The following is a 9,692-nucleotide window of genomic DNA, read 5'->3' on the forward strand; positions in this document are numbered from 1 at the left end:
GCGGTGTGTCATTCAACATTTCAGGTGACTGATCCACCGCATTCGCGAGCAAGCCCGCTCCCACAGTTGATTTGTGGTGTGTTCAAGTAATTTGAAGCCTATAAAAACAGATGTTCGTGGAGCCTCGCCGATGAAATCCTATGAAGTCAATTTTGACGGTCTAGTGGGGCCGACCCATAACTACGGCGGTTTGTCCTTTGGCAACGTCGCGTCCCAGAGCAACAGCCAGCAGCATTCCAACCCCAGGGAAGCGGCGTTGCAGGGCCTGCAAAAAATGAAGGCCCTGATGGACATGGGTTTTGTCCAAGGCGTGCTCGCCCCGCAGGAACGCCCTGACGTCGCCGCCTTGCGCAGCCTCGGCTTCGGCGGCAGCGACGCCCAGGTGATCCAGCAAGCCGCCAAGGACGCCATGCCGTTGCTGGTGGCAAGCTGCTCCGCATCGAGCATGTGGGTGGCCAACGCCGCCACGGTCAGCCCAAGCGCCGACACGGCCGACGGCCGCGTGCACTTCACCGCCGCCAACCTGAACTGCAAATACCACCGCAGCATCGAGCACCCGACCACCAGCCGCGTGCTGGGGGCGATGTTTGCCGACGCCAAGCACTTCGCCCACCACGCTGCGTTGCCGGCGGTGGCGCAGTTCGGTGACGAAGGCGCGGCCAACCACACGCGTTTCTGCCGTGAGTACGGTGAAGCCGGCGTGGAGTTTTTTGTGTTCGGCCGCAGTGCGTTCGACAGCCGTTTCCCGGCGCCGCAAAAGTACCCGGCACGCCAGACGCTTGAAGCGTCCCAGGCGGTTGCGCGCTTGCACGGCCTGAAGGATGAAGGCGTGGTCTACGCCCAGCAGAACCCGGCGGTGATCGATGCCGGTGTGTTCCACAACGACGTGATCGCCGTGGGCAACGGCGAAGTGCTGTTCTATCACGAGGATGCGTTCCTCAATACCGAACAGATGCTCGCTGAGCTGCAAGCCAAATTGGGCAAGCTGGGCGGCAACTTCCAGTCTGTGTGCGTGCCCCGCGCCCTGGTCAGCGTCGAGGACGCGGTGCGTTCCTACCTGTTCAACAGCCAGTTGCTGACCCGCGCCGACGGCTCGATGCTGCTGATCGTGCCAGAAGAATGCCGCGCCAACGAACGCGTCTGGAGCTACTTGCAGGGTTTGACCGCCTCTGGTGGGCTGATCCGCGAAGTCAAAGTCTTCGACCTCAAGCAAAGCATGCAGAACGGCGGTGGCCCGGCGTGCCTGCGCTTGCGCGTGGCGTTGAACGAAATGGAACTGGCGGCGGTGAATCCAGGCGTTATCATGACCGCGCCGTTGTACGAAACACTGACCCAGTGGGTAGGCAAGCACTACCGCGACAGCCTGCGGGAAACCGATCTGGCTGACCCGCAGTTGTTGCTTGAATGCCGGACGGCACTGGATGAACTGACGCAAATCCTTAAACTGGGCGCGGTTTATCCTTTCCAGATCAATTAAACGCCGCACGGCTGAGAGCTAAATATGACCACCGACACCCTGAAGCTGATCCTTGAAGACACCGACGGCACCCAGCTGGAAACCTCCTGCACCCGCGTCGCCGTGGTGTGGCAGGGCAAGGAAATCTGGATCCAGCACGACGGCCGTGGCCAACTGCTGATTGGCGTGGACGTGGAAGAAGGCGACGCCGAATACGCCAACCTGCTGATGCGCCCATTGGCCACCAACCTGATGAGCCTGCAGCTGGAAATGGAACCGGCCGACGTTGAAGGTGACGACGACGATCACGTCCACGGCCCAGGCTGCAATCACTAAGAGAAGCTGCTTATGCTCGCCCTCGGCAAACTGCTTGAACTGACCCTCGCCGGTCGTGAACCGGCGCAAAAAATTCAACTGACTGTCGACGGCGTGCAGATGCGCTGGCTCAGCGAGGGCGCACTCGAAGTGCGCCCGCCGCAGGGGCGTGACGATGGTGGCGACCTGCTGCTGTCGTCCGGCATCCATGGCAACGAAACGGCGCCGATCGAACTGCTCGACCGCCTGTTGCATGGCATTGCCCGTGGGGAAGTCAAGCCCCGCAACCGTATCCTGTTCCTGTTCGGCAACCCCGAGGCCATGCGCCGCGGCGAGCGTTACCTGGAACTGGACGTCAACCGGCTGTTCAACGGCCGGCACGAACAAAACATCGGCCCGGAGGCCATGCGCGCCGCCGAGCTTGAGCAATTGGCCCGCAGCTTTTTCAGCCTGCCGGACCGAGCGCGCTTGCATTACGACCTGCACACCGCGATTCGCGGTTCGAAGATCGAGCAATTCGCCCTGTACCCGTGGAAGGACGGGCGCCAGCATTCGCGCCGCGAACTGGAGCGCCTGCGTGCCGCCGGCATGGAAGCGGTGCTGTTGCAGAACAAGACCTCCATCACCTTCACCGCGTTTACCTATGAGCAACTCGACGCCGAGGCCTTCACCCTGGAGTTGGGCAAGGCGCGGCCGTTCGGGCAGAACCAGGGGGTGGACGTGTCACGCCTGGAAACCCGCTTGAAGCAGATGATCGAAGGCACCGAACCCGCAACCGACAGCCTCGACGGCTTGAAACTGTTCGCCGTGGCGCGGGAAGTGATCAAGCACAGCGATGCGTTCCTGCTGCATTTGCCCGCGGATGTGGAGAATTTTTCGGAGTTGGAAAAGGGCTATCTGCTGGCCGAAGACGTGGCCAAGACCCGTTGGGTGATCGAGGAGGAGGGGGCGCGCATTATCTTCCCCAATCCGAAGGTGAAGAATGGCTTGCGGGCGGGGATCCTGATTGTGCCGACGACGGATTCCGGGTTGGTGTAGCGCTTAAGGTTTAACGCAGTGCCATGTGGGAGCTGGTTTGTGTGGGAGCGGGCTTGCTCGCGAATGCGGTGTATCAGTCAACCTATTCAGTGACTGACACTCTGTATTCGCGAGCGAGCCCGCTCCCACACAAGCCCGCTCCCACATTTGTTTTTGCAGTGTTGCTTAGACGGCTACAGCACGCGGCTCGCTGCGACGGATCGCACGGACCTTGTGCAGGGTGTCGGCGCAGGTGCGTGCCGCTTCCTGGCCCTTGTGCACGAAGTGCTCGTAGAAGAACGTGTGGTGCTCGCTGCCCGCATGGAAGTGATGCGGCGTCAGCGACACCGAGAACACCGGCACTTCAGTTTCCAGCTGCACCTGCATCAGGCCGCTGACCACCGATTGGGCTACGAACTCGTGGCGGTAGATGCCACCGTCCACCACCAGTGCAGCGGCAACGATACCGGCGTAACGGCCGGTCTTGGCCAGCAGCTTGGCGTGCAGGGGCATTTCAAAGGCGCCGCCGACTTCGAAGAAATCGATGTCCGATTCCTGGTAGCCCTGGGCGATCATTTCGGCGAGGAAGCCTTTGCGCGATTGGTCGACAATATCCTTGTGCCAGCAGGCTTGGATAAACGCGACGCGCTCGCCGTGATGGTTTTTGCTTTTGCTGTCGATTGCGGTGGGTTGCATGTTCTGACTCCTGTTTAAGAAAAAAACAGGGCGATATGAATCGAATGGGATTTAAGGGTACGCAAGACGAGCGGCCCTTAGGTGCCAATCCCGTTCTCTCTTCATCCGGACTATGACCGTCGGCCCCGGGATCACACCGGGTCTGCTGACCTTGGCGCCGTCCTGCATGAGCAGTTCGAGGCGCCAAGCGCTCGCGGGCTATACACATTGCGTGTAATTACCGCCGGTGGGGAATTGCACCCCGCCCTGAGAACGTTGCCGCCAGAACCCTGGCGGCGGAGAGTTTTTATCATGGTTTTTCAAAAACTGCACGGCTGCCGTATCGATAGGCTATATCGGTTTGTTTGGTTGGTATTCGATTGAATATGCCCGGGGCTTGATATTCCGTGGCGTTGCCCGCAGTAATGACCTTCAAAAGGACTTATCCACTCCGTTAGAGGCCTGTTTCATGTCTGTGATCGACCTGCGCAGCGACACCGTGACCCAACCCACCCCCGGCATGCGAGACGCCATGGCCAACGCCGCCAGCGGCGACGATGTGTATGGCGAAGACCCCAGCGTCAACTTGCTGGAAGCCGAAATGGCCAAGCGCCTGGGCTTCGACGCGGCGTTGTTCGTGCCCACCGGCACCATGAGCAACCTGCTGGCGTTGATGGCCCACTGTGAGCGCGGCGAGGAATACATCGTCGGCCAGCAAGCCCACACCTACAAATACGAAGGCGGTGGCGCGGCGGTACTCGGTTCGATCCAGCCGCAGCCGCTGGAGGTGCAGGCGGACGGCTCCCTGGACCTGGACCAGGTGTTGGAGGCGATCAAGCCCGACGACTTCCACTTCGCCCGCACGCGCTTGCTGGCGCTGGAAAACACCATGCAGGGCAAGGTGCTGCCCCTGGAATACCTGGCCAAGGCGCGCGCGTTTACCCGTGAGCATGGCCTGGCGCTGCACCTGGACGGCGCGCGGATCTACAACGCGGCGGTCAAGCTGGGGGTGGATGCGCGGGAGATCGCCGGGTATTTCGATTCGGTCTCGGTGTGCTTGTCCAAGGGCCTGGGCGCGCCGATTGGCTCGGTGTTGTGTGGTTCTGCGGCGTTGATCGCCAAGGCGCGGCGCCTGCGCAAGATGGTTGGCGGCGGCATGCGCCAGGCTGGTTCGCTGGCGGCGGCGGGGCTGTACGCGCTGGATCACCAGGTGCAGCGCCTGGCCGATGACCATGCCAACGCACTATGGCTGGGGGATGAACTGCGCAAGGCCGGCTATACGGTGGAGCCGGTGCAGACCAACATGGTCTACGTGCAGATTGGCGACCAGGCCCAGGCGCTGAAGGCGTTTGCCGCCGAGCGTGGGATCACGTTGAGCGCCGCACCGCGCCTGCGCATGGTCACCCATTTGGATGTGAGCCGCGCGCAGATCGAACAGGTGCTGGCGACATTCGTCGAATTTTCGCGCAAATGAGCCTGCACACCGTCTAATTGAACGTTTCAATCGTATAAACACGCTGTACCACCGGCAAAGGGCCGATATAATGCGGCCCTTTGCCGTCGCTCCGTCTGATGATGTTGCGCACTGGCCTTTGGCCGCAGCCTCCGTGGAAGAACCTAATGAAAAGCGCAGAAATCCGTGAAGCCTTCCTTCTCTTCTTCGAAGAGCAAGGCCACACCCGTGTAGCCTCCAGCTCCTTGATCCCAGGCAATGACCCAACCCTGCTGTTCACCAACGCGGGGATGAACCAGTTCAAGGACTGTTTCCTGGGCCAGGAAAAGCGCGCCTACACCCGCGCCACCAGCAGCCAGAAGTGCGTACGCGCCGGCGGCAAGAACAGTGACCTGGAAAACGTTGGTTACACCGCGCGTCACCACACGTTCTTCGAAATGCTCGGCAACTTCAGCTTTGGCGACTATTTCAAGAAAGATGCGATCACCTTCGCCTGGACCTTCCTCACCGGCGTGCTGCAGCTGCCGAAGGAAAAGCTCTGGGTCACCGTGTATGCCACGGACGACGAAGCGTATGACATCTGGACCCAACAGATCGGCGTGCCTGAAGAGCGCATGATCCGTATCGGCGACAACAAAGGTGCGCCGTACGCTTCCGACAACTTCTGGACCATGGGCGATACCGGCCCGTGCGGCCCGTGCACCGAGATCTTCTACGACCACGGCGCCGACATCTGGGGTGGCCCGCCGGGCTCGCCGGAAGAAGACGGCGACCGTTACATCGAGATCTGGAACAACGTGTTCATGCAGTTCAACCGCACCGCCGATGGCGTGTTGCATCCGCTGCCAGCGCCGTCGGTCGACACCGGCATGGGTCTGGAGCGGATCAGTGCGGTGATGCAGCACGTGCATTCCAACTATGAAATCGACCTGTTCACCAACCTGCTGAGCGCTTCGGCGGCGGCCATTGGCTGCGCCAATGAAAGCCAGTCTTCGCTCAAGGTGGTGTCGGACCACATCCGTTCCTGCGGCTTCCTGATCGCCGATGGCGTGCTGCCGTCGAACGAAGGCCGTGGCTATGTGCTACGCCGCATCATCCGTCGCGCCTGCCGTCACGGTAACAAGCTGGGCGCTACCGGCAGCTTCTTCTACAAGATCGTGGCTGCACTGGTTGCCGAGATGGGCGAAGCCTTCCCGGAACTCAAGCAGCAGCAAGGCAATATCGAGCGCGTGCTCAAGGCGGAGGAGGAGCAATTCTCCAAGACCCTGGACCACGGCCTGAAAATCCTCGAGCAGGATCTGGCTGGCCTCAAGGGCAGCGTGGTGCCGGGCGACGTGGTGTTCAAGCTGTACGACACCTACGGCTTCCCGATGGACCTGACCGCCGACATCGCCCGTGAGCGCGAGCTGACCATCGACGAAGCCGGTTTTGAGCGTGAGATGGAAGCCCAGCGTGTGCGTGCGCGTTCCGCCAGCTCCTTTGGCCTGGACTACAACACCCTGGTCAAGGTTGACGTACCGACCGAGTTCACCGGCTACAGCGCCACCGTGGGCGCGGCCAAGATCGTCGCCATTTATAAAGACGGCAAGTCGGTCGACGTGCTGAACGAAGGCGAAGAAGCGGTGGTGGTCCTGGACCAGACCCCGTTCTACGCCGAATCCGGTGGCCAGGTCGGTGACTGTGGCTTCCTGAGTTCGACGTCCGGCCGTTTTGACGTGCGCGACACCACCAAGACCGGCGGTGCGTTCCTGCACCACGGTGTGATGGTGCTGGGCAACCTGACGATCGGTGCGCCGGTCGATACCCAGGTCGATGCTGACGTGCGCCACGCCACTGCGCTGAACCACTCGGCCACGCACTTGCTGCACGCGGCATTGCGCCAGGTGCTGGGCGATCACGTCCAGCAGAAAGGCTCGTTGGTGGATAGCCAGCGCCTGCGTTTCGACTTCAGCCACTTCGAAGCGATCAAGCCGGAGCAGATCAAGGCGCTGGAAGACATCGTCAACGCCGAGATCCGCAAGAACACCCCGGTGCAAACCGAAGAAACCGACATCGAGACGGCCAAGGCCAAGGGCGCGATGGCGCTGTTCGGCGAGAAGTACGGCGACAGCGTGCGCGTATTGAGCATGGGCGGCGATTTCTCGGTGGAACTGTGTGGCGGTATCCACGCCAACCGTACCGGCGACATCGCCCTGATGAAAATCATCAGCGAAGGCGGCGTGGCGTCCGGTGTGCGCCGTATTGAGGCAGTGACGGGTGCTGCGGCTCTGGCTTACCTCAATGCTGCCGAAGAACAACTCAAGGAAGCGGCCAGCCTGGTCAAGGGCAGCCGCGACAACCTGATCGACAAACTGTCCGCCGTGCTGGAGCGCAATCGCGCCCTGGAGAAACAGCTGGAACAGTTGCAGGCCAAGGCAGCCAGTGCGGCGGGCGACGATCTGTCGGCCACGGCGCTGGACGTCAAGGGTGTGAAAGTCCTGGCGACCCGCCTGGACGGTCAGGACGGCAAGGCGCTGTTGGCCTTGGTCGATCAGTTGAAGAACAAGCTCGGCCGCGCAGTGATCCTGCTCGGCGGTGTCCATGAGGATAAGGTCGTTCTGGTTGCCGGTGTAACCAAGGACCTGACTGGCCAACTCAAGGCCGGTGATTTGATGAAGCAAGCCGCTGCGGCAGTGGGCGGGAAGGGCGGTGGTCGTCCAGACATGGCACAAGGCGGTGGTGTAGACGCCGGTGCCCTGGACGCGGCCCTGGCCCTGACCGTGCCGTTTGTCGAGGCGGGTATTTAAGGCACTGGTGGCGCGCCCATGGTCTAGTCATGGGCGCGCGCAGGTGCTGGAAGATTGGTTTATTGGGCGCCCCTTTACGGGCTGAGGCGGCTTAGAAATGGCTTTGATCGTACAGAAATTTGGAGGCACCTCGGTCGGCTCCGTCGAACGAATCGAGCAGGTGGCCGACAAGGTTAAGAAATTCCGCGATGCCGGCGACGACCTGGTGGTGGTGCTGTCGGCCATGAGTGGCGAGACCAATCGCCTGATCGACCTGGCCAAGGCCATCAGCGGCGATCAACCGCCGCTGCCGCGTGAGTTGGATGTGATCGTGTCCACCGGTGAGCAGGTGACCATCGCCTTGCTGGCCATGGCGCTGAACAAGCGCGGTGTGCCAGCGGTGTCCTACACTGGCAGCCAGGTACGCATCCTCACGGACAGCGCACATACCAAGGCGCGCATTCTGCAGATTGACGATCAGAAAATACGTACTGATCTGAAAGCAGGGCGCGTGGTAGTTGTAGCGGGCTTCCAGGGTGTGGACGAGCACGGCAACATCACCACCCTCGGGCGTGGCGGTTCGGACACCACCGGCGTGGCGCTGGCAGCGGCTCTCAAGGCCGACGAATGCCAGATCTACACCGATGTGGACGGCGTCTATACCACGGACCCGCGTGTAGTGTCCGTGGCCCAGCGCCTGGACAAGATCACCTTTGAAGAGATGCTGGAAATGGCCAGCCTCGGTTCCAAGGTGTTGCAGATCCGCGCGGTGGAATTCGCCGGCAAGTACAACGTTCCGCTGCGCGTATTGCACAGCTTCAAAGAGGGTCCGGGCACCCTCATTACTATTGATGAAGAGGAATCCATGGAACAGCCGATCATTTCCGGTATCGCTTTCAACCGTGATGAAGCCAAGCTGACTATCCGTGGCGTGCCAGACACCCCGGGCGTGGCTTTCAAGATTCTGGGCCCGATCAGTGACGCGAATGTTGAAGTCGACATGATCGTGCAGAACGTTTCCCACGATAACACCACCGATTTCACCTTCACCGTGCACCGCAACGAGTACGATGCGGCGCTGAAGATCCTGGAGAACACCGCCCGCGAGATTGGCGCGCGTGAAGTGGTTGGCGATACCAAGATCGCCAAGGTGTCGATCGTGGGCGTGGGCATGCGTTCCCATGCCGGCGTTGCCAGCCGCATGTTTGGGGCGCTGGCCAAGGAAAGCATCAACATCCAGATGATCTCCACGTCGGAGATCAAGGTCTCGGTCGTGATCGAAGAGAAGTACCTGGAATTGGCTGTACGCGCGCTGCATACCGCGTTCGAGCTGGACGCTCCGGCCCGACAGGGCGAGTGATGTAAGGCCAGGAAGGCGCGGTTTACCGCGCCTTTCCTTTTTTTGTAGGGCGCATGTTCTTTTGCGTGGGCTCGACAATACTTAGGCGGGAAGGGTTATGGCCATCAGGCTGTAGGTCGAACGCCTTTTTTTTGCAGACTGTTGTTCCTGAACTGAAATGCGTGAGGAGAAAGGTATGCTGATTCTGACTCGTCGTTGCGCAGAAAGCCTGATTATCGGTGATGGCGAAATCACCGTGACCGTGCTCGGCGTCAAAGGCAATCAAGTGCGTATTGGGGTTAACGCTCCGAAAGAGGTAGCGGTCCACCGCGAGGAAATCTACCTGCGGATCAAGAAAGAGAAGGACGAAGAACCAAGCCTTTAATTTTTATCGTTTTTTATGTTTGCAAACGGGGAAGAACGTGGTTAATATACGCCCCGTGTTGCGGAGAGCTGGCCGAGTGGCCGAAGGCGCTCCCCTGCTAAGGGAGTACACCTCAAAAGGGTGTCGGGGGTTCGAATCCCCCGTTCTCCGCCATTATTTGCTTAGTACGTTGCAATCTGGTTTTTTCGTAAGTTGTTGAAAATAAACGAAAAAATAGCTTTACATAGAGATTGAACGGCCTATAATGCGCGGCAACAAATGCACTCGTAGCTCAGCTGGATAGAGGT

The 9,692-nt window shown here is 60.4% G+C and carries 8 protein-coding genes, 2 tRNA genes and 1 riboswitch (1 of these 11 running past the window's edge); of the genes, 9 read left to right on the forward strand and 1 reads right to left on the reverse strand.

What is annotated here, in order from left to right; translation table 11 throughout:
* Nucleotides 1-130 precede the first annotated feature (130 nt).
* The 3 genes from astB to astE are packed head-to-tail and all read left to right on the forward strand — an operon-like array spanning nt 131 to nt 2,809.
* On the forward strand, nt 131-1,477 hold the full coding sequence (gene astB / locus NUV89_RS18025; protein ID WP_257782372.1) for an N-succinylarginine dihydrolase: 1,347 nt from the start codon (nt 131-133) through the stop codon (nt 1,475-1,477).
* A gap of 24 nt (nt 1,478-1,501) precedes the next feature.
* The gene (locus tag NUV89_RS18030) at nt 1,502-1,792 is read left to right on the forward strand and encodes a hypothetical protein (RefSeq protein ID WP_003214319.1); all 291 of its coding nucleotides are present in this window, start codon (nt 1,502-1,504) and stop codon (nt 1,790-1,792) included.
* 12 nt (nt 1,793-1,804) lie between these two features.
* A complete protein-coding gene (astE, locus tag NUV89_RS18035; RefSeq protein ID WP_257782373.1) occupies nt 1,805-2,809 on the forward strand; it encodes a succinylglutamate desuccinylase in 1,005 nt (334 codons plus the stop codon).
* Nucleotides 2,810-2,974: 165 nt separating this feature from the next.
* On the opposite strand, the gene NUV89_RS18040 is transcribed toward astE, so the two are convergent.
* The gene (locus NUV89_RS18040) at nt 2,975-3,484 is read right to left on the reverse strand and encodes a 6,7-dimethyl-8-ribityllumazine synthase (protein WP_003233516.1); all 510 of its coding nucleotides are present in this window, start codon (nt 3,482-3,484) and stop codon (nt 2,975-2,977) included.
* A gap of 88 nt (nt 3,485-3,572) precedes the next feature.
* Nucleotides 3,573-3,742: riboswitch (FMN riboswitch) on the reverse strand.
* A 190-nt stretch (nt 3,743-3,932) separates the two neighbouring features.
* Between NUV89_RS18040 and ltaE the strand changes: the two genes are divergently transcribed.
* From ltaE to NUV89_RS18070, 6 genes are all read left to right on the forward strand, one after another.
* Entirely contained in the window at nt 3,933-4,937 is a 1,005-nt protein-coding gene (gene ltaE, locus NUV89_RS18045; protein WP_257782374.1) for a low-specificity L-threonine aldolase, read from the forward strand.
* Between the two features lie 146 nt (nt 4,938-5,083).
* Nucleotides 5,084-7,702 carry an alanine--tRNA ligase gene (alaS, locus tag NUV89_RS18050; protein ID WP_257782375.1) on the forward strand — a complete coding sequence of 873 codons (2,619 nt, stop codon included), beginning with the start codon at nt 5,084-5,086 and terminating at the stop codon, nt 7,700-7,702.
* Nucleotides 7,703-7,799: 97 nt separating this feature from the next.
* Nucleotides 7,800-9,041 carry an aspartate kinase gene (locus NUV89_RS18055; RefSeq protein ID WP_017738212.1) on the forward strand — a complete coding sequence of 414 codons (1,242 nt, stop codon included), beginning with the start codon at nt 7,800-7,802 and terminating at the stop codon, nt 9,039-9,041.
* A 175-nt stretch (nt 9,042-9,216) separates the two neighbouring features.
* On the forward strand, nt 9,217-9,405 hold the full coding sequence (csrA, locus tag NUV89_RS18060) for a carbon storage regulator CsrA (RefSeq protein ID WP_003175645.1): 189 nt from the start codon (nt 9,217-9,219) through the stop codon (nt 9,403-9,405).
* A 62-nt stretch (nt 9,406-9,467) separates the two neighbouring features.
* Nucleotides 9,468-9,558 (forward strand) — tRNA-Ser (locus NUV89_RS18065).
* Nucleotides 9,559-9,665: 107 nt separating this feature from the next.
* Nucleotides 9,666-9,692, forward strand: a tRNA-Arg gene (locus tag NUV89_RS18070) (it continues 150 nt past the right edge of the window).

The sequence above is a fragment of the Pseudomonas sp. 18.1.10 genome, from assembly GCF_024655625.1.
GTDB lineage: Bacteria > Pseudomonadota > Gammaproteobacteria > Pseudomonadales > Pseudomonadaceae > Aquipseudomonas.

Excerpts from the sequence above, each read along its gene's own strand:
- ltaE (WP_257782374.1), top strand. The coding sequence starts at position 3,933 with ATGTCTGTGATCGACCTGCGCAGCGACACCGTGACCCAACCCACCCCC.
- NUV89_RS18055 (WP_017738212.1), top strand. The coding sequence starts at position 7,800 with ATGGCTTTGATCGTACAGAAATTTGGAGGCACCTCGGTCGGCTCCGTC.
- astB (WP_257782372.1), top strand. The coding sequence starts at position 131 with ATGAAATCCTATGAAGTCAATTTTGACGGTCTAGTGGGGCCGACCCAT.
- astE (WP_257782373.1), top strand. The coding sequence starts at position 1,805 with ATGCTCGCCCTCGGCAAACTGCTTGAACTGACCCTCGCCGGTCGTGAA.
- NUV89_RS18030 (WP_003214319.1), top strand. The coding sequence starts at position 1,502 with ATGACCACCGACACCCTGAAGCTGATCCTTGAAGACACCGACGGCACC.
- NUV89_RS18040 (WP_003233516.1), bottom strand. The coding sequence starts at position 3,484 with ATGCAACCCACCGCAATCGACAGCAAAAGCAAAAACCATCACGGCGAG.
- alaS (WP_257782375.1), top strand. The coding sequence starts at position 5,084 with ATGAAAAGCGCAGAAATCCGTGAAGCCTTCCTTCTCTTCTTCGAAGAG.
- csrA (WP_003175645.1), top strand. The coding sequence starts at position 9,217 with ATGCTGATTCTGACTCGTCGTTGCGCAGAAAGCCTGATTATCGGTGAT.